Origin of the sequence: Acetobacter estunensis, from assembly GCF_019083805.1 — a bacterium.
GTDB lineage: Bacteria > Pseudomonadota > Alphaproteobacteria > Acetobacterales > Acetobacteraceae > Acetobacter > Acetobacter estunensis_A.
On record NZ_JAHRDV010000001.1, the window covers coordinates 31,444 to 54,660 of the forward strand.

Genomic DNA, 23,217 nt, shown 5'->3' on the forward strand with positions numbered 1-23,217 from the left:
CCTCATGCCTGCTACCACCGCTGCGCCCATGCAGGGCGAGATCGGAACATTGGGCGCTGCGCTCAGCGTCTACACGACTGCTGAGCTGGTCTACTTCGTCCGCAACCTCAAGCTTGCCCAGACCTTTCTTCTGGACAGCTTTTTTCCCAACATCGTCGAGTCCGACGCGCCGGAAGTGGCGATCGACGTCGATGTCGGTAAGCGTCGCATGGCGCCGTTCTGCTCGCCTCTGGTCGAAGGCAAGCCGGTGGAAAGTCGGCGCTGGCAGACCAACCTGTTCAAGCCTGCCTACATCAAGGACTTCCGCAATCCGGATCTCCTCAAGCCGGTGCGTCGTAATATCGGCGAGCGGCTGATGGGCGCCATGAGCCCGCAGGAACGGCTGGAAGCCAATCTCGCCTGGGAAATGGCGGACCAGATCGACATGATCCAACGCCGCCTTGAGTGGATGGCGGCACAGGCACTCGTCAACGGATCTGTCACGATCACGGGTGAAGGTTTTCCCGAGCCGATCCTGGTGGATTTCCAGCGCGACAGCGCCCTGACCATTGCACTCTCCGGCAGTGCTCAGTGGGGTCAGACGGGCATCTATCCGTCTGACTACCTCACCTCTTGGGCGGCGACGATGCTGCAGAAATCCGGCGCAGCCCCGACGGATATCATCTTCACGAACAGCACCTGGAACGCGTTCAAGAACGACATCAAGGTGCTCAACGCAATCTGGATGGACCGCTCAGGCGACAGCAGTGCCAATCTCGGTGGCGCCATGAAGCAGGGCGCCATCGAAATGGGCCGCTGGGGGCAGTTCCGCCTCTGGCTCTACAATGACTGGTACGTCGATCCGGACACCGATGAAGAAAGTCCGATGATCCCGGATGGCACGGTCATCATGACCTCGCCTGCCCTTGAGGGAACACGGGCCTTTGGTCTGATCTTCGATCCCGAGTTCAATTATCAGAGCCTCGCCTATGCGCCGAAGCTCTGGTTCTCCAAGAACCCGGCGGCGATCAATCTGCTGATGCAGTCCGCACCGATCGTCATTCCCTCGCGAGTGAACGCATCGTTCGCCGCCACCGTCATGGCCGCCGGCTCTGACGTTCCCGCTCCCGGCATCTGAGGTCATCATGGCAGCCAATGAGAAAACAGACGAGAAGGTCGCCGTCATTACGAAGCGGCTGATCTACCCCACCGCAGGCGCTGCGCCGCATCCCATCGGTACGCGCCTGGAGGTTTCCAAGGCGCTGGCCACTTGGTGGGAGGGGCGTGGTATTGCTCGCGTCGCCAGTGAAAATGAGGCGGTGGCGGTGGTTAAGGCGGCGGGAGCCGATGGTGTGAAAACGGCTCCGCCTCCCAAGGCGCCCGAGATGACGCCGCCTCCCGAGCAGAACGGGCCGAACGCCGGCGCTGGCGCATGAGCGGCAGCACGGGGCCGTTCGACTGGAGCGGTCTCGTGCTGGGGCCGTGTCAGGACACGTTCGGCGAGACCGTCGTCTGGCGTGGGCAGTCTTCCAATGGTGACGTGCAGATCCGGGGAATCTTCGATGAAGGCTTTCGCGCGATCGATACCTTTGGGGCGGATGACGGCGTCACGCCCGTCCATGTGACGACGTCCTCTCCAGTTCTCGGAATTCGACTAGCGGATTTCGCGACCGATCCGGTCCAAGGCGATCTCTTCCAGATCCGGGGCCTCTGGTACCGGTTGCAGGATATGCGCCCGGACAGCCACGGCGCCGCCTCTCTCATCCTCAATAAGGCGGACAGCGAAAATGACCCTCTACCGCGCTGAACTGCGGGAGTTGGCAGCGCAGGCACTCGTCGGGCGCACGTTCGCCGGCGAAAAGGTCTTTACGGCCCGCAGCTGGCCGACCACGAAACCTGAGCTTCCGGTCGTGTATCTACAGGTTCCTGACGATCAGGCTACCAGTAACGGGCGTAATGCTCCGGACTTCACCCGCGTGGCGACCTTGGCCTTGCGCGGGATCGTGGCACCCGGAACGCCGGGGAAATGCCAGCTGCAACTTGAGGCTTTTGCGGAACAGATTGAGCTGGCGCTCATGACGGACGTCGCACTCCAAAGTGCGATCACACAGGTCACCGAAATACGCACATCGATCACTGTGTCGAGTGAAGGCGCCGATCACGTCGGTGAACTGCAGATGCTGCTCGGTCTTGAATATATCGAGGAGTTTCCGGCTGCCGGAACGCCTCTCGTGGAAATCGACGGCACGATGAGTGCCAATGGCAATAGTGATTTCGCCGATTTTTCGGTGAACACACTTCAGGAAACAAGCTGATGATGCGTGTGAAACCGGCTGAGGGTCGCGCAGTGCGCTGGCCGGACAGCCGTCGGCTGCTCGCTACCGATGGTGAGAACGTGCCTGAGACCGATTTCTGGCGGCGCCGCCTGCGGAGTGGAGACGTCGTGAAAGTGGCGGATGCTGCCCCGCAGTTGCCGCCTGCAACCGAGGAGACTCATGCGGAATGAGCGGATCCATCACTGTTCCCGGCTATTCGGACAGCAACCGCGTTCCGGGCTTCTACTTCTCTCTCGATAATTCGAAGGCGAACACCGCAACCGTCACGCGCCGTGTGCTGATCATGGCGCAGATGATCTCAGGGACCGGAACACCCGGCGTTGCGACGATCTCAGCCGGCTACTCGGATGCGGTCGCCAAATATGGCGCGGGCTCCCAGTGCGCTGCCATGGTCAAGGCCTACCGCTCGATCGATACAACGGGCGAAGTGTGGGTGCTGCCCCTCTCCGACGACACATCCGCACAACCTGCGACCGGCGGGTTCGTTATTTCGGGCACCGCAACTGAGGCAGGCACCCTGCCGCTCTACATTGGAGATCAGCTTGTCTCGGTTGGTGTTTCGGCAGGCGATACGGCAGCCACGGTCATCGCATCCGCTGTCACGGCTGTGGGGAATGTCGCGGGCATCCCAGTCAACGCAAGTGCCGGCCCGTCGAGCAATCTTCTGCTCACGGCCAAGAACAAGGGCATGGCGGGCAATGATGTCCTGCTGGGCGTGGCTCTTCTCGGACCGGCCGGTGGCCAGTCAGTTCCGGCAGGCCTCACGGTCACGACAAATGCCTTTGCCGGCGGCACGACAAACCCGACGAATATCGCGGATGTCCTCGCCGATCAGGGCGAGCGCATCTACGATCTGATCCTCCATCCCTACACGGATACGGGTTCTCTCACCGCGCTGAAAGAATGGCTCAGCACATCGACGGGGCGCTGGGCTGCCATGGTGCAGCTCTACGGGCATGCGATCACCGCCTATCGCGGCACGTTTGGGCAGGCCACGGCCTTTGGGATCACGCTCAACGATGAGCACGCGACGATCATGCCGATCGCCGACAGTCCGTCGTCTCCGCTGATCTGGGCAGCCCAGATCGGTGCCCAGGTGGCCGTAAGCATGCGGACCAATCCGGCGCTTCCGGTGACGGGTGTTTCGCTCACGGTCCTGCCGCCCACGGATGCCAACCGCTTTACGCTCACTGAGCGCAACAGCCTTCTCTATGACGGCATGTCGACCTTTACGGTCGATGACAGCGGCACGGTGACCCTTGAGCGTCTGGTGACCACATACCAGACAGATTCCGCAGGTCTTCCGGACAACAGCTACCTCGACATCGAGACACTGCTCACGGCCGAGATCTGCCTGCAGGATATGCGGATCTTCCTTGGTTCGCAGTTCACCGGTTCGATCCTGGTCGCTGATGGCACGAAGATCGGCGCTGGCATGAAAGCCACTACGGCCGCTCTGATCGGAAAGGCCTGTGCGTCACGTTACCGTTATCAGTGCACACAGTTGTGGTGTCAGAACGCCGATACCTTCGCGGCCAACATCGTGGCCGAGAACATCGGTGGCGGCGTCGTGAAGCTGCTGATGCCCTACGACTTCGCAAACCAGTTGTGGGTCATCGCGGGCAATGCCCAGTTCGTGAAATCGTAAGGGGGACGCATGTCCGGAACAGTCTATCGCGGACCTCTTGGAGGTACCGCGACGGCCACCATCAATGGCGTCGCCTGGAACGTCGTGGGTGAGTGCCAGTATCAGGCCGCTGGCACGCAGAACGAAACCGCCAAGGGCCAGTCTGCTGTCGAGGGTTTCACCACGATGCCCGTCGAGGGCTATGTCCAGATGACATTGCGGGACCGGCGGGATCTCAACCCTCTTGATTATCAGGGGTCCAGTGGTCTCACCGTCGTGGTCGAGCAGGCCAATGGCAAGGTGATCACGGTCGATGATGGCTGGCAGGTCGAAACCATTGTCGTCAACACGCAGGAAGGCACCTGGGAACTCAAGGTCGAGAGTGCAAGCGTGCATGTGGATACCGTGTCATGAATGACCCCACGGACGAATATCTCGACGAACTGATGGGGGGCGTTGATGACGCACCTGCATCGGCAGTGGATGAGGCGCAGGGCGTGATCCGGCTGGATCCTCCCGTTCATGATGTCGAACGTCTCGAACTGAAAGAGCCCAGTGTCTTTCAGGTCCTTGAGGCCGCGCGGGTCATGGGGTATCGACCGACTGTCGAAAGCATCTATGACTCCCAGATCGAACTGGTGGCAAAGGTGGCGGGTTGCAGCACAGAACTTCTGCGGAAAGTTCCTACCCGTAAGCTGGACCGAGCGGTCAGTTTCATTACGGCTTTCGAAGCAAACGCGAGACGACGCCCTGATCAACTGATCGACGGCCTGGATCTCTCGCCTTCATGTGAGATCTCGTTCAAGGAGCCGATCAAGGGCGGCGGTCGCTCGTTTACGCTCATGACGCTTCGTGAGCCACGCGTAGAAGAACGGCGCCGCTACAAAGCCGGGGAAAGCCTTGGATCGCCCGAAGCCATCTTTCGTGCAGAGATCCGTCTCGTTGAAGACGTGAGCGAATGGACCCGCGCGGCCGTGCTTCGCATGCCGATCAGTCAGTTTGCGAAGGCGGCGGATTATCTGACGGGTTTTTTCATCGATGGCCAGTGAATTGGGAAACCCTCCCTGCTGACCTGAGCCAGTTCTACACCGGCTGGACGCGCACCGAACTCGAGGGGCTGACAGGTTCGGAACTCATCCAGGTGACAGAAGACGCCAATCGCATCTCGGCACATCAAAAACGAGAAGCTGAAAAGGCACGTCAGGCGCAGCGCTGCTGACGTCAAAGGAAAACCATGGCCAATAGCGGCGTAAAGGTCACGATCAGCGCGGTCGATCGCGCTTCGATGACGCTCGAGCGGATCAATGCGCGGATCGCAGCGATCCAGGCACCCGTTCGGCGCCTGCAGGCTGCCTTCGGGCGCTTCGCCAGCGTCACGGGTCTGCGTTATCTGCGCACCGGCCTCGATGGGGTCCGGCGCGTGGCAACGGGCGCGTTTCGCTCACTGGGTCAGATCGTGCCAGTTCTGGGGACGATCACGGGCGCGACGACGGTTGCCGGTATCTATCGACTGACCAGCGCCTGGGCGCAGATGGGCACGCAGCTGCGGACGACAGCCCGCTCCATGGGTATGGCGCCAGCTCGGCTTATGGCCATGCAGAACGCTGCGCGCCTGTCTGGCGGATCCGCCAATGCCATGACCGATGCATTGGGAAATCTCGCCAATACGGGCTGGGAGGCTGCCCATGGCTTTGCGCCCGAGGCCGTCGTCCAATTCAAGGCGCTCGGGGTCAGCCTTGAAGAGCTGCAAAAACTCTCACCGGACGCGTTGTTTGAGCGCGTTGCAAAGCGACTGCGCGCGATCCGAGATCCAGCTGCTCGCACCATTGCCGCGACGAAGATCTTCGGGGGCGCAGCGGCAGGCCTTCTGCCGATCTTCCAGCAGACAGATGAAGCGTTTCGACAGAATATCCGACAGGCCGAACGGCTCGGGCTGATCAACAAGCAGGGCGCCGATGCAGCTGCTCGGCTTCAGCAGGCTCAGGTCGGGTTGCAGGAAGCTGTGGAGGGTTTCGGGTATTCTGTCGCTCAGTCACTGGAACCAGTGATCACGCCGGTCATTGCCCAGATGCGCGACTGGATCGCAGCAAACCGGGAGTGGATTTCACAGGATATCGCCCGCTATGTCGGGCAATTCGTGACATGGCTGCGAACGGGCGGATGGGACACCATCAAGACAGACATTCGTGGGGTGTACGATGAAGTCCTGCGGGTCGTGGACGGCCTCGGCGGCTGGAAACGAACCGGAGAAATAGCGCTCGGTGCCATCGCGGCAATCTACGCGGCGCCTGTCATTGCGGGTGTCATGTCTCTGACTGGCGGCGTGTTGGCGCTGGGAGCGGCATTCGCATCCGTTGCTCGCAATGCAGCGGCGGCCAATGTCGCGGTCAACGCTGGAAGCGCTTCTGGAGCACTCTCGTTTCTGGGGCGTGCCGGTCTTGCGGGGGCTGCGGGATATGCCGCTAACGCCGGGCTGAATGCGGGCGACCCAAATGACCGCACGGGAAGCTGGATGGATCGGAATGTTCCGGGCGCATCCTATCTCGACAATCTGGCGTCACACGTAGGACTGGGACGCTCCTATGCCGAGCAGGCCCGCGTCGAGACTGGCGCGCCTTACAACGCCGGAATGCTGCTGCGCGATACCGGGGCAAATCAGGGGCAATTCGACATTTTCCGGAATTCCATCGCTGGAATTGAAGGAAATGATTATTCGAAAATGGGCGGCTGGCGCGGTCGAATGGCCGGTCGCTACCAAATGTCACCGACTGCAATTGCAGAAACAGCAAGATATCTGGGCGTAACTGCCCCGACGCAGGCCCAGTTCCTTAGCAACCCCAACATGCAAGATCGGTTCTTCGAGGCGTATTCCGACCTTGAGCACCGGTATCTGATGGCACACAGCGCTGTTTACCGAAATTCAAATCCGGGGCAGCGCTTGGCTTATCTTGGATACGCACACAATGCGGGCATGGGCGCTGCCGCCAACTGGCTGGAGCACGGTGGCCCTGCTCGCCGAGACAGCAATGGCACATCAGCCGCGCTCTACACCGATACCATCACCTCCAACCTGTCCGCTGGCGGTCCGCCCCTAAGCGTGCCAACGCGGCCATCCGCCGACACAGACGGTCTGGCAGCCACGATCGGCAAACTTCGACTGGCCATCGATATCGACCATCGCAATGCGCCACCCGGATCTCGGGTGAGCGTCAAAAGCGGATCGCCGCAGCTTGCGGTTCACACAACCCAGCAGGTCCGCGCGATGGACCCTGCCAACACCTCGACGGGAAACTGACCTCACATGAGCGGAACGCTGATTACAACGGCTGCGGAATATCTGCAGTGCTCCTTTCGGGGCGTTCCGTTCGTGGTGGTCGGAAGTGGTGGCACCAATGGGCGCAAACAGGCTGCCCATGATTATCCAGGTAAGGACGGCGTCTGGGTCGAAGATCTGGGCCGCGCGGCACGTTCATGGCGCATTCGCGGCTTTACAATCGGAGCCCTGGCCTACACTCAGCGAGATCTGCTTTCCCAAGCTGCAGAGCAAGCGGGATCAGGGCTGCTGATGCATCCAAGCATCGGTCTGGTCGAAGCCTACTGCATGCAATTCGAATGGCAGGAGCCGGATGGACGCGGAAATATCGTCTCCGTCGAATTTCTGTTTGTCGAAGATGTGGATCTGCTTTCCACACTGATTGTCACGGCTCTGCATGCTGCGGTGGCGGCATCCGCCATCGCGCTGAGCGCCGCGTCGAGTTCGAGTTACCAATCCCGCACGGCGTCTGCCTTTGACCAGGGCTCGTCCGTCGAAAACGCGGCGCGCTCGACAGCCTCTTCATGGGCTGCTGGCGCCGTAACCGCTATGCGGTCTCCCCGCGCCCAGACTGCCGCCATCTCCGTTCTGGACGGCTCGTATGGACGGTTTGTCGGCGGAAATGGTGCCGAGACCGATAGTTCCGCAACGGTCGAAAGCGTCCTTGCGAGCCTGACAACTGGACGGGCAGCGGTTTCCTCGGCTGTGGCCAGCTTCTCTGCTTTAACTGGCGCGTCGGATATCGCGACAGCCGCCCAGACGCTCACCGAAACGCTGCGAAGCAATATCTCGGATCCGGGAACGCAGATTGCTCTTCTGTGGCCTCTGGCATCTTGTGAACCAGAGATTGTTCCGTCCGAGGCGCCCATTGGCGCTGCCATTGCAACAGTTCAGACCGAGACCGCAGCCCTTTGCCGGCGTGCGGCTCTGGCTTCCATTGCTGAAGCCTCCTCGGAGTGGAGTGCATCGTCTTCGACAGAGGCGCAGACAATGGCAGCCCGTATCGTCGCTCTGATCGCGGCCGAAGAGGAGATTGCGGGGGATGCGGGAGATGATGCCAGTTACGAGGCTCTCCACGATCTGCGTTGTCAGGTGGCGCAGGATCTCACGGATCGGGCAGCGCGACTGCCTGACGTCATCACAGTGACGCGCAATGCCTGCCTCCCCGCCCTCGTTCTTGGGCAGCAGCTCTACGCCGATGCTACGCGCGCCGACGAATTGATCCAGTGGGCCGATCCTGTCCATCCGGCGTTCATGCCCACTGAATTCGAAGCGCTTTCAGCATGAGTGGCGTCATTTCCCAGATCGCCTCCATTCTGGGCTACGGGGTGCAAAGTGCCGCGCAGGTTGTGGCCGTGATTGGCAGCCAGATTGTTACCGGCTGGACAGAGGCCACAATCCGAGTGGGCGTGGAGATCATGCCGTGGACAGCCGATCTCGGGATTACGTATCGGCAGCCACAGGGTGGCCTGCCGCTCAAAGTGAATGAGGGAGACACGGCACAGATCTATATCGGCACGACACCGTTGATCACCGGCTATGTCGTTGGTGTGGTGGACAGCAAAGGGCCGGACAGTCACGAGGTCCGCCTGCAGATCGCCAGCAAAAGCATGGATCTGGTCGATTGCTCGGCTGAGTTCTCGACCTATCAGATGAACAGCACGAACGCGCTGGCAGTTGCCCAGCGGGTGGCTGCTTTTGCCGGGATTAACGTCATTGCCGTAGGCGACGCAGGTAATACCGATATCCAGCAGTTCTCCGTTATCCTGACGGAAACCGCCTACGAAGTGATCGAACGGCTCGCGCGGCTGGCGGGCGTGCTTTTCTACGATCGACCAGATGGAAATGTGACGATGTCTCGCGTTGGATCGACGCGTATGGCGTCCGGTTTCGTGATGGGTGGGAATGTTGAGCACTGCACTCGGGCGCGCTCAATGGCGGGACGATACTCCACGATCACGGCCGTGCTTCAGAACACCGTCATGCTATTCACCAGTCCGAACGAGGCCGATTACGTTGGGCAGATGGAGGCGATTTCCAGTCCAGCCAAGGCAACGGATGTGACGATCACCCGCAACCGACCGCTCCTGATTCCGGTCGAGTTGGGAGACGCCAACGCCGCGGTGGCTCAACAGCGGGTTCTCTGGGAGGCGGCACGTCGCTGGGGGCGTAGCAGGCCCATTACCGTGACCTGCGATAGCTGGGTGGACAGCGAGGGCAAGATCTGGTGCCCGAACACGCTCGCACCCTTCACCGATGAGGCTGGCTCATCGATCGATTATGTGATCGGCGAAATTACCTTCCGTAAAGGCTCCGAGGGGACACGTGCCGACGTGGTGCTCATGCCGCCAGCTGCCTTCCAGCCGGAACCTATTCTCTTGCCGGCACAATCGAATGAGGCCGTGCAGGCCATTAACAGCTGAGGCGACATGGCCACTCCTTTCTCGCGGCTCGCACGTCGGGTCGCCATGGCCTTCGGTCTTGCGCGCCAGACTGCCGACACAGACGAAACAAAAGCCACGCCGACGCTGCAGGTCGCGTTGCCGGGCGGAGAGATACGCTCAGACGTGCCGCTGATGCAGCTCTACGGGTTTGCCAGCCGGCCGGTGCCGGGTAGCGACATCGTAGTGGCGTTTCTCTCCGGCGACCGAACCCGCGGCGTCGCCGTCGCGGCCGGAGACCAAAGAGGACGGCCCACGGATCTCCAGCCGGGAGAGGTGACTGTTTATCATCCCCGCACTGGAAGCCGCATCGATCTTAAGGCGGACGGATCCGTTGCGATTTCGCCCGCCAACAAAAAGCTCACGATCGCTGCCGACATCGCAGTCTCGGGAAAGATCACCGCAACCGGTGATGTCGTCGCCAATGGCGTATCGCTCGACACCCACAAACATAGCGGCGTGAAAAGCGGATCCGACACGTCCGGCGCACCCGTTTCCTGAGGTACCATGGATATCGCAATCGTCTGGAACGTCGCGCAGGCTCGCGGCGATTGGCCCATCGTGAGCGGCGATCTGGGGCTGGATAATCCGTTGCGCTCAGCCGTGATGGTCAGCCTTTTCACTGATCGGGTGGCGCCGGACCAGCCATCGGCACAGGACGCCGCCGTCGGCATCCAGGCGCCCGGCAACGCGGCGACAAGTGCGATGTCCGATCGCCGGGGTTGGTGGGGGGATGCTTACGCTGACCGTCCGATTGGGTCACGTTTGTGGCAGTTGCGACGGGCCATCAAGGCTGGCGAGACGGCCGTGCTCCTCGAGCTCGAGCAGATCGTGCGTGAATCGCTCCAGTGGCTCATCGATGACGGGATCGTGGACACCATCACTGTGACGACGGCCTGGAGCGCGACAAGTGCATCAACGGCCGAGTTTGCCGTGTCTCTGCTGGAGCCCGGAGCGGCCCAGCCTCAGACCTTTCTTTTCTCATGGGCATGGGAGGGCCTGTAATGGCCTACGCACGACCGACGCTGACCGAATTGCGCCAACAAGCGCTGCAGGATGTCCAGAATGGCGGCATTCCAGGCGTGACGAAACTGCTGCGCTTCTCCGTGCTCTACGTTCTGTCCATGGTGCTCGCAGGCCTCACCCACCTGACCTACGGTTACCTCGACTGGATCGCGAAACAGGCGGTCCCGTGGACAGCCACCGACGAATGGCTGGAAGCCTGGGGCGCTCTGAAGAGTGTCTATCGCAAAGCCGCGACCACATCTTCGGGACAGATCGCGTTTCCGGTCTCAGGAAATGCGGACATTCCTGTGGGCACGGAGATCGTCGCCGATGGCGTCGCAGTCGTGACGACCTCTGACAGCGTGATCTCGAATGGTATTGCGACCGTCAGCTGCGCTGCCCAGAGCGCTGGGGCGAATGGCAATATTGCGGCAGGAGCTATCGCCACGCTATCCAGTCCTGTGCCGGGCGTGCAGACCTCTGGAACGGTCACTGTCGCCTTTACGGGCGGGGCTGACGAAGAGGCGGACGAGGATCTGCGGACGCGTATCATGGCGGCCTACGCCAAAGGCGGTGAGAGCGGCGATGAGGCCGATTACATCGGCTGGGCTGAAGACGTGGCCGGCGTTACCCGCGCCTGGGTCAACCCGTTAGGCGCAGGCGCCGGATCCGTTGTTGTCTACGTCATGTTCGATACGGTTCGGGCAGCAGATGGTGGTTTCCCCCAGGGAGCAGACGGAGCCGCGACGGCCGAGATGCGCTACACCACTGCGGCTGGCGATCAGTTGCTTGTGGCCAATGCCCTCTATGACGTGCGCCCCGTAACAGCCCTGGTCGTTGTGTGTTCGCCAATTGCCCAGCCCGTCAGTTTTGTGATTGCCGATCTGGGAGATGACAACACGTCTGACAATCAGGCGGCCATCACTGACGCTCTGACCGATATGTTCCGCCGCCTTTCGGCGCCAGGCGGCACGATCCACCCAAATTACTGGAACGAGGCACTGGCGGCGATCGGGTTGTCCACCTTCAACGTCACCAGCCCTTCCGCGCCAGTGGTCGCCGATAATGTCGGATCAATGCCTATTCTCGGCACGGTGAGTTTTTCCGCATGAGCCTGCCATCATTCTCAGCGGACGCTTTTCGTCGTGCGCTTCTGACGCTGTTGCCGAGAGGGCGGGTATGGTCCCGCGAGCCGGACGGGATACCGTCCCAGATCGCCTCGGTCTGGGCGCCCACCTATGAGCGGCAGAGCGATCGCGCAGCCAATCTTCTCGTCGATGCCTTCCCGGCCACCACGACGGAACTGCTGACCGAATGGCAGGAAACTCTGGGGCTTCCGGATCCCTGTGCGGGTGACAACCCCACGCTGGCCCAGCAGCGCCTGCAGATCGTGTCACGTCTGACGAATACGGGAGGCTGCTCGATCCCCTACTTTGTCGCATTTGCGGCGTCGCTGGGATACGCGATCACCATTACGGAGTTCACGCCGTCTCGCTTCGGGAACAAGTTCGGCATGACCTTTGGAGGTGATGACCTAGCCTACACCTGGCAGGTCAATGTTCCGAACTTTTCAATCACACGCCTGACGTTTGGCGACCAGTTCGGAAAGCCATTCGCCTCGTGGGGTGACACGGTCCTCCAATGCGAACTCACGCGCGTCAAGCCCGCGCATACCGTCCTTCTTTTCAATTACGAGAGCTGACCCATGGATCTTTTGATAGCATCCAATTCAGTTGCCATTGCAGACCGCGATACCGCGCCTGCGTCGGGGACGGCGCAATGGGCGACCGATGGCAATGCTGCTGCCGGCGTCGGTGCCACCACTTTCCCTGCGTACCACTACAACATGGTCATGGGAGAATTGTATAATCTGGTTGAAAAATCCGGCATTACGCCGTCAGCAGGCGACTGGACACAGGTTGCTCAGGCCGTACAGTCCTTGGTGAAAGCTGCACCGGGACGGCTGCTGAATGTCCAGACTTTCACCTCATCGGGCACGTACACGCCGACCGCTGGCACCAATACCATCATCGTTGAAGTCCAGGGCGGCGGTGGTTCGGGTTATGGTTGCACCGGGCAGGCCGGGACAGGAACATGCTCGGTTGGATCAGGCGGAAACGCAGGAAGCTATCTGAAGGGCAAGATTACATCCCCCGTTTCCTGCGAGGTAACGATCGGAGCCCAAACCGGGAATGGCTATAACGGGACAAGTATAGTCGGTAATTCTTCGTCGTTCGGTTCCTATATTACCTGTCCAGGCGGTGCGGCGGGAACCGGCTTAAATCAGGTGAGCGCCCCGTCTGCCACGGGAGGTCACTCCTATCTGGCACCAACATATTCTGCATCGGTCGTGCCGCTCGAAATTATCAGGGATTTCACCGGAGGTGAGGGTGTCGCGTTGTCACAGACAATTGGCTTTGGGGCGAACGGCGGTAACTCACGGTTTGGCGCGGGCGGTGGAAACGGCGCGCCAAACGTGAATGGTGATGATGGCACCGGATACGGATCCGGCGGCAGCGGCACCTATTCACCCGAAGGTGGCGAAGCCTTGACCGGTGGAAAAGGGGCGCCTGGCCTCGTCATTGTTTACGAATACTCGTGAGGACGTCATGACCGCATCCATTTCCACATACGCTGTCTATCGAACTGTGGCGGCAGATTCCGAAGCGGTTGGGTCTGTTGTGAATCGCATCAACTGGGATGGATCATCGCCCTACTCTCCGGGAGATGGTCTTGCCCTCATTGCCGATCCAGACGGAAAATATCCGATAGGGAGTATCTATTCTCCGCCTGCTGCGAGCAGCTGATCTTCCGTTCTTCAGCACCACCTTCCCTGCCCCGCCGCGTGCGGGGTTTTTCGTATCTGGAACACTGAATGCCTGAGACCAACACAGTCGTCACCCGGCCCGAATTCGATGCGCTGCGTGGCGACGTCAAGCGCGTTGAGGCCGATGTGGTGGAAATCCGAACATTGCAGAGCGTCCAGCAGACCTCCCTCACTGGAATTGAGAAAACGCAGGACGCTATCCTCAACAAGCTGAATGCGCTGGGCAGTCGTCGCGAGATGATCATTGCCGGCGCATCGGGTCTTGGCGGCGGGATCGCCGCCGGCGTCGTGTACGTATTGCACTGGATGATGCCATGACCGCCGCAAACTGGAACGCTTGCGCCGCATTCACCGTGAATGAGGAACGCGGATATCAGGCCAACCCAAACGATCCCGGCAACTGGGCCAATGGCCAGTTGATCGGCACCAATATGGGAATCACCCCCTGGATGCTGGCACGCTGGCTGGGTCGCGACGTGACCGTCGATGACATGCTCCATCTGGCACGCCAGACAACTTTTGCCATCTACCGCGCCAAATACTGGGACGTTGTGGGAGGTGACGGCCTGAACCCGGGCCTTGATCTGATGGGGTTTGATCATGGAATACTGGTCGGTGCCGAGCGCTCTCGCGAAACGCTTGCTTCTGCTCAGGCAGTTGGCGTGGGCCTTAAAGCGACGCGACTTACAAAAGCGCGTGCGGAAATCCTCCAGGGGATACTCGGCGTCAGGGTCGACGGAATCATCGGCCCCCTCACGAAAGCCGTCCTGAACGTCAGCCTCGTGGGGCAGGCTTCTGCCGCCATTCTCTATGTGGCGGATCTGCAGGAAGTCTATTACCGAAGCTGCGGCGCCTTCCCCACATTCGGAATAGGCTGGCTCAACAGGCTGGATCGTCGGACGAAGACCGCGATTGGCATGATGGAGGCGGCTCATGTCTCTTCCTGACGGCCTGTCGCCGTGGCCTGGGCGAATGGTCACCATTGATCCGCTGGAAGCATCCAGGCGTCCTCCCCGCATAGGAGAGCGCGGCCTGTGGATTGGGCCGCTGATCGACCATGAACCGGATGGACCGGTCTGGCCGGAGAAAAGCTCAGCGGCTCAGCTGGACTACACTCTGAACCTTCGTCTTTGGTTATTGGGAACAGGCGATCAGCTGAAATCCGCAGTTGCTTCTTTCCCGGACGCTCAGGGGTATTCGTATGACCTCACCTCTCTCTGGGCCAAAGTCTATCAGGGGACGCAGGTCGTCCTGATGCTGGCATCAGGGAGTCCGGGCTACCGGCAACGTGTTCTGGTCACTGTGACGACGCTCCAAGGCCGCACAGAGAGTTTTGTGGTGTGGATCCGCATCGGCGACGCGGGTGCCGCCACGGATCCGCCGACCAACGCCATTCCTTCTGACTGGACCCTCAATAACGGGGTCTTCCAGGTGGGCGCCACCAGTCTTCCCTACGGCACGGGCAGCAACGGCGGCATCGCCTACACCACCAATCCCGATAATCCGCCCGCCGGCTCAAAGAGCAACGGTGGGATCCTTATTTCAGCGAGCGCGTAATGTCTGGAACCACATCTTCGACGAACAAGATGCGTACCTGCACGCCTTCTTTCGAAAGCGTGGACGCCGCTACCGGCACGATCGACCAGCTGTCCATTCTGGGCGCCGACGGCAAAGAACTCGACGTTCTGCAGGGACTGCAGGACGCGTCTAAATCCGGCGCATGGAACCCGCGCGGTGCATGGGCCGCGAACACGGCCTACGCTGTCGGCGACTACGTGACCTATGAGGGCACCGGGTATGTCGTGGCCACGGCGTTTATGTCCGGTGCTACGTTCGACGCGACCAATCTGACGCTGGCTCTGCCCGCAGCCGATCCCGGAACTCCGGGAAAGGATGGCCTATCTGTTGGCGCGATTTCTGTGACTCAGGGTGCTGTTGTCGCTGGCCAGCCTAGCACTGTGACGGCTACCCCGTCCTTGTCTGACGGGACCGCGCTGGCCCCATTCACGTTTCAGGCTCCCCCGGGCGCGGTTGGAGCGGGTGGCTCAGGCGGATCGTCGGAAATTACGCACGGCATGGTTATTCAGCCGACACTCACAACAACGGATTTGGGGCTGACGGCACCGATTGCGGAACAGGAAATCGGTGCGTTTTCTGTCCCCGAGAACAATGGCGGCTCGAATCAAATCGTTGTTGACCCCCGCACATTACTTCAGGAGTGGATCGGCGTTGGCTGCGCTATCACGGACAGTGTGGCCTATAATCTGCTCACGTATTTTCCCAACAAGTCCGACCGCCTCGCGCTCTATGACAAAATTTGGGGCGCTGGCGGACAGAATACGATGCGGACGGAGATTGGTCCGTGCGATTACCGCGCTGTTGATTGGCCTCCCTATATCGCAGACGACGTAACCGACGACTGGACATGCAGCACGTTTGCTCTCGGTCGTGATGAACTGTTTAAATTGAAAGTAATTCGTGAGGTTTTTGAAGTAAATCCGAACGTAAAAGTCATCGGCTCCGCATGGACTCCGCCTTTGATGTTTAAGACGTCCTACTCCGGAAAAGGGCCGTCATGGGACGCCGGTTCTCTGATTGGGACCTCTCAGGTTTACGCGGCCTACGCCCTCTATATCTCCAAATTCTGCCTTGCCTATCAGGCGCACGGTGTCCCGATCTGGGCCGTCACAATGGGCAACGAGAATAATTTTGGCAGCGGTAGTTGGCCGTCCACTTACCTGTCTGCTGCAAATCTTGCTGCGTTTGCTCCCATCCTTGGCGCTCAGCTTCTCGCATCCGGTCTCGATACGCGTGTTATGGGAGGAGACGTTTCGTGGGGCTATGCACTGGATGGCTCCAAACAGAACCGGTTCACACAGACGCTGCTGAACAGCGCTGCGTGGGTGCAGGACTACGCATTTCACAACTATGAGGGGAGCGTTTCTGAGCAGATCGGCCTACTGGCCGGATATACGGACAAACCAGTCCGCGCCCATATGACGGAATACTGCGCGGACAAACGCTACACGGCTGTGCTGCGCGCGCAGATGATGATCCCTGAGATGTTCATCGGCAACGCATGGGCTTGGGGTTGCAGCATCACGCTGTGGAACATGCTGCTTGATGATATCGGCGGCCCGTGGCAGGCGAGCCTGACGAAGGGGAACACATTTGACGGTGTGCTGAACTTCAACCGGTCCACATTGGCCGTCACCGAAACTCCGGAATACTATTACCTCACGCACATCGCGGAGAAATTTCCGCCGGGGACACGGATCATCAAATCAACCTGCCCCGGCTACGGCATCAATTACGCGGGAATCCAGAATATCTGCGGGATGCGCCCTGATGGGTCGATTGTTGTTGCCCTATTCAATAATCAGACGGTGTCGGATACAGCTGTAGTGCGTGACGGTATTACCGGGACGGCCCGTCAGGTATCGCTCGCGCCCTACGAGTTCGGAACGCTGGAGTGGTCTGCGGCTGACATCGTGACGACGCCGGGCACATTCACGACGCCGAGCACGCTGACCAATCTGGCTGCTGTCTCAACGAACGGAAATCCTGTTTTCTCATGGGTGCTCCCCTCGACCGCGACCAGCGATATTGCTGGCATCCGCGTCACGGGCGGCACATCAGCGTCAGATACGTCGTTCTCTGCCGTGATCCCCGGAAATGCGACCAGCTACATCCCCGAGGGTTTCAGTGTCGGAGAGACGGTGTATCTCACGTTCACGCCGTTCAGTGTCGGTGGTGATGGACCGACCTCTGCGCAGGTCTCCGTTGTTGTCACCGAGCCTGCTGCCGACGCCCCCACAGTCTCGGCGGTCGCAACAGTCGGTGGCGCGTCGATCACGGTGACGCCGTCGAGCGCTGGAACAGCCGCTGCGTCGTTCGACGTTTACGCCGGAGCAACAGCGGCTACGATGACAAAAATCGGCGACGTGGCTGCGAACGGGACATCCGCTGTGACCTACGCTGCAACGGGGCTGACTGCTGGCACGCTCTATTATATCGCCGCCACCCCCATCGATGCGGACGGCACATCGGGGGCGCAGTCTGATCCGGTCACAGTGACGCCACTCTCCAGCACAGTCCCAGATGCCCCGTCGATCTCACTCACGCCGGGAGACGCGCAGGTAACGATTGATATCACGCCGCCAGCAAATAATGGCGGTCAGACGGTCACGTCCTATACGATCTATTCCGGCACAAGCGCATCGGCGTTGTCGAAAGTTGGCACTGTGGCGGCCAACGGTTCATCAGCGGTGTCCTATGTGCAGTCGCCGGAGCCGAATGGAACGCTGGTCTATTTCGCGGCAACGGCAACGAACAGCGTTGGTGAGGGCGCGCAGTGTTCCCCTGCGAGCACCACACCAGCCGCGTCCGCTACAGTGTCGTCCGCACCGACGTTCACGCTGACGGCGGGCGACGGACAGATCACTGTCTCTGTCGTGGCTCCCTCCAATAACGGCGGGGCCACGATCACGGGATACCCGATTGTAGTCAACGATGCGTCCAGCCCCGTGACGACACTGACGGCACCGGGGAACTATGTGATCACCGGATTGACCAACGGAACGGCCACGACTGTCAAAGTCGGCGCGACCAACAGTGTCGGCACCACCTATGCGACAGACGCGAGCGCCACACCAGAGGCAGCGTCCACTCTGCACGAAATGGAAATCGAAGGCGGCTCCGGGTCGGCGTGGACAAATGCCCCAGCACCGTTGGGGATCACCAACGCTGTTGAGATTCGTGTTGATATGGATGTTCCGACGCTGACCTACACAGACTCCTCTACGTCGAACAACGTGATCCTGTTCGGCTGCAATTCGGGCGGCAATTCGAACGGCGCTAATTCCATGACCACCAAAGCGGGCGCATCACTGGTTTGGGGGCAAGGCGGCGCATTCGGGTTTGCGTGGGGAAATGGTGCGGCACAATCGTGCTGGATGGCGGCGAAAAGCTTGTCGGATACCGCGATTATCGGCGGACGGTTTGTTGGCGGGGGGCTGCTGAACCTCTCAGGTGCAGCGATCACTACGACAGGCGGTCTATCCTGCGCGACGGGCGGTGCCAGTTTCTTCTACAACAACGGGACAACTGACGTTCTGATCAATTTCGTCTCGACGACGATAACCACAATCTCCGACGTGGCGGCGTCCAATGCCATCGCCGCCGGGACGAACGGCAGCGCCAATACTGGGGCAAAAATGCGGTCTGGGAAGCTCTTCGACGGCACAGGCAAGGAACTCTGCGGTGTCGATTTCACGACCGCTACGTCCGCTGGGCAGACCACGTTTGCAGACGAGGTGTTGTCTGGCACGACTTGGACGATTGCCTCTCCGAACGTGATCATTTGATGGGACGGGCTTCGGCCCTCATCGCGCAGCGTCTTGGAGTTGACCGGAACAGTGATTGTTCCCGTCAAAAACAGATGCGCGACAGGACATAGTCCCTCTTGGCTAGGTGGCTGCTGCTGTCTTACGATTGGCTAAGAGCGCGCTATTCCTCAACCATGGGAAATAATGCGTTCTTAGCCTTCATACGCTTGATGTTGTGAAGGGTCGTTCTAGTGTAATATGAGGTTGAAACTTATGACTAACATAACACCTGCAATATTCTCCATAAAGAGCATTCACGAAAAAAAAGGAGACGGAAATACATGCTCGAGGTGCTTTTCTGTTAAAGTGACCTTTACCGTGCATAAAGATTATAATTTTGACTTGGATTTAAATGTTACTGCCGATAATTACGCTTGCGTTCCTAGTGCTGTTAAGCTTGAACTAAAAAAGATCAGTAAATCCATTCAAGAAGGCACTATGTATTTGAGCGATTCACTATAAGAATACGGTAAATTTCATACGTGTTATAGCAGCATAAATAAAAGTTTTTTGGCTATAATTTTTCGTTCTCTATCTGGGGCAATTGGATGGAATGCTTCCGCCTAACCGCTCCCACCCAATAGACTGCTCCTACACCGGGACGGCCTTAACCTCTGGGCACCGAGGCACTTCTACCAATTGCCCCGCTCCATATCCTCGCGGGCCTGCCATCCGCTCCGCCATGCATCGCGGACGTCTGGAGGCCAGCGAGGGCCTTCTTCGTCCGCTTTAAAATCCCATTCTTTCCAGCCCTCATCCCACGCCGCAGCAAGCTCGGGTTGAGTGGGACGTTGAGTGGCACGCTTTCGCGGGAATAGGGCGCGATGAAGACGGCCATAAAGTTTGCGAAGCCAAGACATAGGCTGAGCTTACCAAATTGTCTCAAAAACTATGCATTTAATATTGAGACAACAAACAATAAACAAAACAGGAGCCAGAAATGGACCCCTCAAACAGTGCGCCGCCAAGTGCACGGCAGGCGGTCGTGCAGACGACGAAAGCGGCTTCCCTTGGTGGAGCGCTCCTCGTCGGAATCACCCAACTTCCTCCACCCTACGCAGGATGGCTCGGCTCTGCGCTGATTGGCGTCGGCATTGTCGGCATTGTCGCCACACAGATCCCCGCCCCTCCTCAGGGATCGAAGCTGTGGCCCCTGTATCGCGTGCTGAATTACCTCGGCGCCAACTGGGGGCAGGCAATCAATGCCGGCATGATGATGCGGCAGAAGAAGTAACCGCTCGCGCCACTCCCCACGTCCTGCCGGATAGCCACCGGCCCCGTGAAGACACGTAATCTGACAGCCGCCCCAACCGGGCGGCTTTTTTTATGCCCGGAGCAATCCCATGAAAAATCTCTCCCGCCGCAATTTCCTCCGCTCTTCCGCGCTCGGCGTCGGCGCGATCGGTCTGGCGGCCTGCACGTCCAGCACCACGAACGGCGTGACCACGATCACGCTCAACGTCACGAAGGTGAAAGACTACGGACAGGCCGGGCTCAATGCCGCCGCGACGGTGGCCTCATTCCTCTCTGCCTATCCCGCGCTCTCGCTCTACATGGCCGCGATCACCGTGGCGGATACCGCCCTGTCCGGCGCCCTGACCGCGTTCTCCGATGCCGCCGGATCCACGCTGACGATCAGCTACAACGACACGAACTGGAAGACCCGCGTGGACAGTATCCTCGCGGACATCGAACAGGTCGGGAACAGCATCGAGGCCGCGATCAGCGGGGCCGGCACGTCGCTCTCCGCGTCTGTTCTGGCCGATGCCAAAACCGCGTCCAGCGCGCTCGACACCATCATCTCCGTGTTCCGTGGGCTGCTCGGCGTGTCGTCGGCTGCGCGCGCGACGCCGAGCATGACCGAGGCGCAGGCGCTGGCCGTGCTGGGGGTCTCATGACCCTCATCATCGGCATTGCGGCCGTCCTCATCGCCTTCTGGCTGATCTCCATTCCCCTTCGAGCTTGGTATCTTTAATGCACGCCCATCAGCTTCACGTCATTACCGCCCGTGCCAACCCTCTGCGTTGGCAGGTTCCTGACCAGATCTATCGTCGCTGGGCCGAACACGTCATGGACAGTGGGGCACGCCTCACGGTCGTTGAATGTCAGTACGGCGACCGTCCGTTCGTGTGCGACATTCCTGGTGTTAATCATGTCGGGGTTCGCGCAAACTCTCTCGTATGGGAGAAGGAACGCTGCCTCAATATCGGCATTTCGCGTCTGCCTCAGGACTGGCAGTACGCGGCCTGGATCGACAGCGACATCTTCTTCCGCCGCGCCGATTGGGCGCGTGAAACGGTCGAGGCGCTTCAGCTCTTCGATGTGATCCAACCCTGGTCGGATTGCTATGACCTTGGGCCGAATGGCGAGCACATGCAGTTGCATCGTTCGTTCTGCCGCATGTGGATGGACGACGAGCCGATCCGGCAGGCCGGTCCGTACAAGTTCTCTCACCCGGGCTACGCCTGGGCCGCTACCCGTCGTGCCATGGAAAGCGTCGGCGGCCTACTCGATATCGGCGCGCTGGGATCGGGCGATCACCATATGGCGCTTGGCCTAATCGGTCGGGCAGCGGAGAGTTATCCGGGGAATGTCTCGGAAAGCTACAAGCGGCACGTGTTGCGCTGGCAGAACCGCGCACTGGCGTCGATCAATGGCAATATCGGCGCACTCTACGGCACGATCGAACATCATTTCCACGGCTCCAAGACAAACCGCGCCTATCAGAGCCGATGGGACATCCTGACGAGCAACGATTTCGATCCTGATGAGGATCTGAAGCGCAACGTCTGGCAGGCATGGGAACTGGCCGGAAACAAGCCGCGACTGAAGCGCGAGATGGAGCGCTATTTCCGTGCCCGCAACGAGGATGCCAACGTATGGTGACCCGCGCCCTTGGCAAACGCCCTGCGCGGCACGATCCGCGCGCGCCCAAGCTCACACGCCTATCGTTCATGCAGCGAGCTGCGCCGCTTCGCCTGATCCGTGACCACATTGATCCAGCGCCGCTGCTCCTGGGCAACGGAACGATCGGCGATTGCACGTCTGTTGGCCTGGCCAACTCGTTCCGTGCCCAGTCGGCCTGCGGCGGTTTTCAGGTGGACGTGACCACGGACGAAGCGGTCGCGTTCTACTCGCTCAGCACCGGCTATGTGCCGGACAATCCTTCGACCGATCAGGGCGGTGTGGAACTGGATGTTCTGGCGACGGCTGCTCGCGATGGCTATGCGCTGGCCACGCAGACCCTGTTCCCGCTCTGGGGGACGATGGAGGTGGCGGATCTGAACGCCGCTCGCCTCTGCATGGCCGCGTTCGGACCGGTCTATTGCGGCTTCCTGCTGTCGGAATCCGATATGTGGACCACGGAACTCGGGGCGCTTGCCTCGGTCTGGGACACGGACGTGCCTGCAGGCCGGGGCGACACGACGCCGGGCAGCGCGGGCGGCCATTGTGCGCTGCTGTGGGATTACACCGGCACCGGCGACACGGATCTGGTCTCCATCCTCACATGGGGCACGATCCAGAAGGCCACATGGCGATGGGTACGCTCGCGGATGGATGAAGTGCATGCGATCGCGTGGCCGCAGCTCAAGCCAGCGTCAGGAATGCTCAACGGGCAGGATTGGGAGACGTTGCGCGCGGAGAACGCGGCGTATCTCGCCAATGCCTGAACTGTTCACGCACTGGTGGTTCTGGATCGGGACCGGTGTGGCTTCGATTGCCGCGTCGTTCGGGATGGCGCTGGCCATGCTGCGGGCGAAGCGGCGGGCGGATCCGTTCGCCGCCGACAGCACAAAGGATACGGGGCGATGAGGAAACTTGCGCCTTTACGCAAGTTGGCAGGTTTACGAAACGGTCGGTCTGCTTGTCAGATCGGCCGATTATGCGTGATGTCGGCGCTTCTCGGTTTACAGGCGGGTTGCTCTTCCCTGCCCTCTCGTGCCCGGCATGATCTGATCGGCCACACGCGGGCAGACCTTGTCTCATGCGCCGGTGTGCCAGACCAGGACGAGATCCGCGATGGACAGGAGGTTCTGGTCTGGCGGCAGGATCAGCCGGTTCAGGGGCCTCTGGATCTGAAAACGCCGTTTTCGTTTGAGCTGTCATTAGGCGGTCACGGAACGTGCCATGTCACAGCCACGGTGCAGGACGGAGTAGTGACGCGGATCGCCTATTCTGGCCCTAGTGCTACCCTCGAAGGGCCAAATGCCGCGTGTGGGCCAGTTGTGAGAGGATGCGTCTAAAATACAGTTTGCATCGATGAGGAAATTCCGCGTCTATTTTCGCTCATCACATGCAAAC

General features: G+C 60.1%; 28 protein-coding genes. All 28 read left to right on the forward strand.

The window, feature by feature from the left end; all coding sequences use genetic code 11:
- The first annotated feature begins 4 nt into the window (after positions 1-4).
- The 28 genes from KUA11_RS00250 to KUA11_RS00385 all read left to right on the forward strand — a co-directional run bounded on the left by KUA11_RS00250 (position 5) and on the right by KUA11_RS00385 (position 23,159).
- Positions 5-1,117, forward strand: coding sequence for a major capsid protein (locus KUA11_RS00250; RefSeq protein ID WP_254454580.1), 1,113 nt, complete (start codon positions 5-7; stop codon positions 1,115-1,117).
- A 7-nt stretch (positions 1,118-1,124) separates the two neighbouring features.
- Positions 1,125-1,415 carry a hypothetical protein gene (locus tag KUA11_RS00255; protein WP_217408694.1) on the forward strand — a complete coding sequence of 97 codons (291 nt, stop codon included), beginning with the start codon at positions 1,125-1,127 and terminating at the stop codon, positions 1,413-1,415.
- Complete coding sequence (locus KUA11_RS00260) at positions 1,412-1,786, forward strand: head-tail joining protein (RefSeq protein ID WP_217408695.1); 375 nt, start codon at positions 1,412-1,414, stop codon at positions 1,784-1,786. Before KUA11_RS00255 ends, KUA11_RS00260 begins: the two co-directional genes overlap by 4 nt.
- Positions 1,767-2,294, forward strand: a complete 528-nt coding sequence (locus tag KUA11_RS00265) for a hypothetical protein (protein ID WP_217408696.1) — start codon at positions 1,767-1,769, stop codon at positions 2,292-2,294. The genes KUA11_RS00260 and KUA11_RS00265 overlap by 20 nt, the downstream gene beginning before the upstream one ends.
- Positions 2,294-2,485 carry a DUF2635 domain-containing protein gene (locus KUA11_RS00270; protein WP_254454581.1) on the forward strand — a complete coding sequence of 64 codons (192 nt, stop codon included), beginning with the start codon at positions 2,294-2,296 and terminating at the stop codon, positions 2,483-2,485. The genes KUA11_RS00265 and KUA11_RS00270 overlap by 1 nt, the downstream gene beginning before the upstream one ends.
- A complete protein-coding gene (locus tag KUA11_RS00275) occupies positions 2,482-3,963 on the forward strand; it encodes a phage tail sheath subtilisin-like domain-containing protein (protein WP_217408697.1) in 1,482 nt (493 codons plus the stop codon). The genes KUA11_RS00270 and KUA11_RS00275 overlap by 4 nt, the downstream gene beginning before the upstream one ends.
- Before the next feature lie 9 nt (positions 3,964-3,972).
- A complete protein-coding gene (locus tag KUA11_RS00280; protein WP_217408698.1) occupies positions 3,973-4,356 on the forward strand; it encodes a phage tail tube protein in 384 nt (127 codons plus the stop codon).
- Complete coding sequence (locus tag KUA11_RS00285; protein WP_217408699.1) at positions 4,353-4,991, forward strand: phage tail assembly protein; 639 nt, start codon at positions 4,353-4,355, stop codon at positions 4,989-4,991. Before KUA11_RS00280 ends, KUA11_RS00285 begins: the two co-directional genes overlap by 4 nt.
- Positions 4,988-5,161: a hypothetical protein gene (locus KUA11_RS00290; protein ID WP_217408700.1), complete on the forward strand. Its 174-nt coding sequence runs from the start codon at positions 4,988-4,990 to the stop codon at positions 5,159-5,161. Before KUA11_RS00285 ends, KUA11_RS00290 begins: the two co-directional genes overlap by 4 nt.
- Positions 5,162-5,176: 15 nt before the next feature.
- Positions 5,177-7,237, forward strand: a complete 2,061-nt coding sequence (locus KUA11_RS00295) for a phage tail tape measure protein (protein WP_217408701.1) — start codon at positions 5,177-5,179, stop codon at positions 7,235-7,237.
- 6 nt (positions 7,238-7,243) lie between these two features.
- A complete protein-coding gene (locus tag KUA11_RS00300; protein ID WP_217408702.1) occupies positions 7,244-8,542 on the forward strand; it encodes a DNA circularization protein in 1,299 nt (432 codons plus the stop codon).
- A complete protein-coding gene (locus KUA11_RS00305; protein ID WP_217408703.1) occupies positions 8,539-9,678 on the forward strand; it encodes a phage baseplate assembly protein in 1,140 nt (379 codons plus the stop codon). Before KUA11_RS00300 ends, KUA11_RS00305 begins: the two co-directional genes overlap by 4 nt.
- 6 nt (positions 9,679-9,684) lie before the next feature.
- The gene (locus KUA11_RS00310; RefSeq protein ID WP_217408704.1) at positions 9,685-10,197 is read left to right on the forward strand and encodes a phage baseplate assembly protein; all 513 of its coding nucleotides are present in this window, start codon (positions 9,685-9,687) and stop codon (positions 10,195-10,197) included.
- A gap of 6 nt (positions 10,198-10,203) precedes the next feature.
- Entirely contained in the window at positions 10,204-10,701 is a 498-nt protein-coding gene (locus KUA11_RS00315) for a phage GP46 family protein (RefSeq protein ID WP_217408705.1), read from the forward strand.
- Positions 10,701-11,813 carry a baseplate J/gp47 family protein gene (locus KUA11_RS00320; RefSeq protein ID WP_217408706.1) on the forward strand — a complete coding sequence of 371 codons (1,113 nt, stop codon included), beginning with the start codon at positions 10,701-10,703 and terminating at the stop codon, positions 11,811-11,813. Before KUA11_RS00315 ends, KUA11_RS00320 begins: the two co-directional genes overlap by 1 nt.
- The gene (locus tag KUA11_RS00325; protein ID WP_217408707.1) at positions 11,810-12,403 is read left to right on the forward strand and encodes a YmfQ family protein; all 594 of its coding nucleotides are present in this window, start codon (positions 11,810-11,812) and stop codon (positions 12,401-12,403) included. Before KUA11_RS00320 ends, KUA11_RS00325 begins: the two co-directional genes overlap by 4 nt.
- A gap of 3 nt (positions 12,404-12,406) precedes the next feature.
- Positions 12,407-13,303 carry a hypothetical protein gene (locus KUA11_RS00330; protein WP_217408708.1) on the forward strand — a complete coding sequence of 299 codons (897 nt, stop codon included), beginning with the start codon at positions 12,407-12,409 and terminating at the stop codon, positions 13,301-13,303.
- 7 nt (positions 13,304-13,310) lie between these two features.
- On the forward strand, positions 13,311-13,508 hold the full coding sequence (locus KUA11_RS00335) for a hypothetical protein (RefSeq protein WP_217408709.1): 198 nt from the start codon (positions 13,311-13,313) through the stop codon (positions 13,506-13,508).
- A 68-nt stretch (positions 13,509-13,576) separates the two neighbouring features.
- Positions 13,577-13,846, forward strand: coding sequence for a hypothetical protein (locus tag KUA11_RS00340; protein ID WP_217408710.1), 270 nt, complete (start codon positions 13,577-13,579; stop codon positions 13,844-13,846).
- A complete protein-coding gene (locus KUA11_RS00345) occupies positions 13,843-14,475 on the forward strand; it encodes a glycosyl hydrolase 108 family protein (RefSeq protein ID WP_217408711.1) in 633 nt (210 codons plus the stop codon). The genes KUA11_RS00340 and KUA11_RS00345 overlap by 4 nt, the downstream gene beginning before the upstream one ends.
- Positions 14,462-15,085, forward strand: coding sequence for a phage fiber-tail adaptor protein (locus KUA11_RS00350; RefSeq protein ID WP_217408712.1), 624 nt, complete (start codon positions 14,462-14,464; stop codon positions 15,083-15,085). The genes KUA11_RS00345 and KUA11_RS00350 overlap by 14 nt, the downstream gene beginning before the upstream one ends.
- Positions 15,085-18,894, forward strand: a complete 3,810-nt coding sequence (locus KUA11_RS00355) for a hypothetical protein (protein ID WP_217408713.1) — start codon at positions 15,085-15,087, stop codon at positions 18,892-18,894. The genes KUA11_RS00350 and KUA11_RS00355 overlap by 1 nt, the downstream gene beginning before the upstream one ends.
- Before the next feature lie 961 nt (positions 18,895-19,855).
- Entirely contained in the window at positions 19,856-20,149 is a 294-nt protein-coding gene (locus tag KUA11_RS00360; protein ID WP_217408714.1) for a hypothetical protein, read from the forward strand.
- 109 nt (positions 20,150-20,258) lie between these two features.
- Positions 20,259-20,813 (forward strand): twin-arginine translocation signal domain-containing protein, encoded by a 555-nt coding sequence (locus KUA11_RS00365; protein WP_217408715.1) that lies wholly within the window; start codon positions 20,259-20,261, stop codon positions 20,811-20,813.
- Positions 20,814-20,889: 76 nt separating this feature from the next.
- Positions 20,890-21,801, forward strand: coding sequence for a hypothetical protein (locus tag KUA11_RS00370; RefSeq protein WP_217408716.1), 912 nt, complete (start codon positions 20,890-20,892; stop codon positions 21,799-21,801).
- Positions 21,795-22,586, forward strand: a complete 792-nt coding sequence (locus KUA11_RS00375) for a hypothetical protein (RefSeq protein WP_217408717.1) — start codon at positions 21,795-21,797, stop codon at positions 22,584-22,586. Before KUA11_RS00370 ends, KUA11_RS00375 begins: the two co-directional genes overlap by 7 nt.
- A complete protein-coding gene (locus KUA11_RS00380) occupies positions 22,579-22,728 on the forward strand; it encodes a hypothetical protein (RefSeq protein WP_217408718.1) in 150 nt (49 codons plus the stop codon). The genes KUA11_RS00375 and KUA11_RS00380 overlap by 8 nt, the downstream gene beginning before the upstream one ends.
- Positions 22,725-23,159 carry a hypothetical protein gene (locus KUA11_RS00385; protein ID WP_254454582.1) on the forward strand — a complete coding sequence of 145 codons (435 nt, stop codon included), beginning with the start codon at positions 22,725-22,727 and terminating at the stop codon, positions 23,157-23,159. The genes KUA11_RS00380 and KUA11_RS00385 overlap by 4 nt, the downstream gene beginning before the upstream one ends.
- The last annotated feature ends 58 nt before the right edge of the window (positions 23,160-23,217 follow it).

Excerpts from the sequence above, each read along its gene's own strand:
- KUA11_RS00250 (WP_254454580.1), top strand. The coding sequence starts at position 5 with ATGCCTGCTACCACCGCTGCGCCCATGCAGGGCGAGATCGGAACATTG.
- KUA11_RS00255 (WP_217408694.1), top strand. The coding sequence starts at position 1,125 with ATGGCAGCCAATGAGAAAACAGACGAGAAGGTCGCCGTCATTACGAAG.
- KUA11_RS00260 (WP_217408695.1), top strand. The coding sequence starts at position 1,412 with ATGAGCGGCAGCACGGGGCCGTTCGACTGGAGCGGTCTCGTGCTGGGG.
- KUA11_RS00265 (WP_217408696.1), top strand. The coding sequence starts at position 1,767 with ATGACCCTCTACCGCGCTGAACTGCGGGAGTTGGCAGCGCAGGCACTC.
- KUA11_RS00270 (WP_254454581.1), top strand. The coding sequence starts at position 2,294 with ATGATGCGTGTGAAACCGGCTGAGGGTCGCGCAGTGCGCTGGCCGGAC.
- KUA11_RS00275 (WP_217408697.1), top strand. The coding sequence starts at position 2,482 with ATGAGCGGATCCATCACTGTTCCCGGCTATTCGGACAGCAACCGCGTT.
- KUA11_RS00280 (WP_217408698.1), top strand. The coding sequence starts at position 3,973 with ATGTCCGGAACAGTCTATCGCGGACCTCTTGGAGGTACCGCGACGGCC.
- KUA11_RS00285 (WP_217408699.1), top strand. The coding sequence starts at position 4,353 with ATGAATGACCCCACGGACGAATATCTCGACGAACTGATGGGGGGCGTT.
- KUA11_RS00295 (WP_217408701.1), top strand. The coding sequence starts at position 5,177 with ATGGCCAATAGCGGCGTAAAGGTCACGATCAGCGCGGTCGATCGCGCT.
- KUA11_RS00300 (WP_217408702.1), top strand. The coding sequence starts at position 7,244 with ATGAGCGGAACGCTGATTACAACGGCTGCGGAATATCTGCAGTGCTCC.
- KUA11_RS00305 (WP_217408703.1), top strand. The coding sequence starts at position 8,539 with ATGAGTGGCGTCATTTCCCAGATCGCCTCCATTCTGGGCTACGGGGTG.
- KUA11_RS00310 (WP_217408704.1), top strand. The coding sequence starts at position 9,685 with ATGGCCACTCCTTTCTCGCGGCTCGCACGTCGGGTCGCCATGGCCTTC.
- KUA11_RS00315 (WP_217408705.1), top strand. The coding sequence starts at position 10,204 with ATGGATATCGCAATCGTCTGGAACGTCGCGCAGGCTCGCGGCGATTGG.
- KUA11_RS00320 (WP_217408706.1), top strand. The coding sequence starts at position 10,701 with ATGGCCTACGCACGACCGACGCTGACCGAATTGCGCCAACAAGCGCTG.
- KUA11_RS00325 (WP_217408707.1), top strand. The coding sequence starts at position 11,810 with ATGAGCCTGCCATCATTCTCAGCGGACGCTTTTCGTCGTGCGCTTCTG.
- KUA11_RS00330 (WP_217408708.1), top strand. The coding sequence starts at position 12,407 with ATGGATCTTTTGATAGCATCCAATTCAGTTGCCATTGCAGACCGCGAT.
- KUA11_RS00335 (WP_217408709.1), top strand. The coding sequence starts at position 13,311 with ATGACCGCATCCATTTCCACATACGCTGTCTATCGAACTGTGGCGGCA.
- KUA11_RS00340 (WP_217408710.1), top strand. The coding sequence starts at position 13,577 with ATGCCTGAGACCAACACAGTCGTCACCCGGCCCGAATTCGATGCGCTG.
- KUA11_RS00345 (WP_217408711.1), top strand. The coding sequence starts at position 13,843 with ATGACCGCCGCAAACTGGAACGCTTGCGCCGCATTCACCGTGAATGAG.
- KUA11_RS00350 (WP_217408712.1), top strand. The coding sequence starts at position 14,462 with ATGTCTCTTCCTGACGGCCTGTCGCCGTGGCCTGGGCGAATGGTCACC.
- KUA11_RS00355 (WP_217408713.1), top strand. The coding sequence starts at position 15,085 with ATGTCTGGAACCACATCTTCGACGAACAAGATGCGTACCTGCACGCCT.
- KUA11_RS00360 (WP_217408714.1), top strand. The coding sequence starts at position 19,856 with ATGGACCCCTCAAACAGTGCGCCGCCAAGTGCACGGCAGGCGGTCGTG.
- KUA11_RS00365 (WP_217408715.1), top strand. The coding sequence starts at position 20,259 with ATGAAAAATCTCTCCCGCCGCAATTTCCTCCGCTCTTCCGCGCTCGGC.
- KUA11_RS00370 (WP_217408716.1), top strand. The coding sequence starts at position 20,890 with ATGCACGCCCATCAGCTTCACGTCATTACCGCCCGTGCCAACCCTCTG.
- KUA11_RS00375 (WP_217408717.1), top strand. The coding sequence starts at position 21,795 with ATGGTGACCCGCGCCCTTGGCAAACGCCCTGCGCGGCACGATCCGCGC.
- KUA11_RS00380 (WP_217408718.1), top strand. The coding sequence starts at position 22,579 with ATGCCTGAACTGTTCACGCACTGGTGGTTCTGGATCGGGACCGGTGTG.
- KUA11_RS00385 (WP_254454582.1), top strand. The coding sequence starts at position 22,725 with ATGAGGAAACTTGCGCCTTTACGCAAGTTGGCAGGTTTACGAAACGGT.